The organism is Psychrobacter sp. 1U2 (genome assembly GCF_051847575.1).
Window position 1 is genome coordinate 1 of the sequence record NZ_JBPYDC010001416.1, and the last position, 606, is coordinate 606.

Genomic DNA, 606 nt, shown 5'->3' on the forward strand with positions numbered 1-606 from the left:
CTTTGGACAGTGGCTTAGGCGTGGCAGAGCTGGTCAGACGCGAAGGGCTACTAAGCGCTGAGCCGCTAGCAGCGATTTTATCTCCTAGCACTATGACCACAAACTCTTGAGGGCTAGGTGTGATTACTGTTCTACAAACCCAGCCGCCGCTATTTTTATTAAGTATTCTACTATTAGTCGTTATCGTAGTTTTATGGGCATTGCAATATGTTGTCATTCGCTATGGCAAACCCGTCTTTATACTAGCCAAGAGATATTGGCGCAAGTTTGAGCAGTATTTTGGCGTGGATAAGCGACTGATTCACTTAAAAAATAGCCAGCCAAAGCTTTATCAGTTTTTTTGGCAGCGACTACACGTTGAACATTTTTATGGCTTGCCACTGACTATCTTGTTCTTGCTGATGGTCTATATAGCAGCGGTATTCGTGGGATTGGTTGAAGATGTGGTTACCTCCGACGCTATAGTCGCGCTCGATCTCTTGGTCTCGCAGCAGATGAGCTTGTTAAATGAAGCTGGCGTCATACATTTTTTTATTTTAATTACCAGCTTAGCCTCTACGCCGATTACCATTTTAGTGGTGTTATTGACGGCTATCACATGCTGGG

At 44.4% G+C, this 606-nt stretch carries 1 pseudogene; it reads left to right on the forward strand.

Annotation, left to right across the window (positions count from 1 at the left end):
* Positions 1-119: 119 nt before the first annotated feature.
* Positions 120-606 (forward strand): annotated as a pseudogene (locus tag ACS8FD_RS22405) (phosphatase PAP2 family protein); the annotation flags it as partial.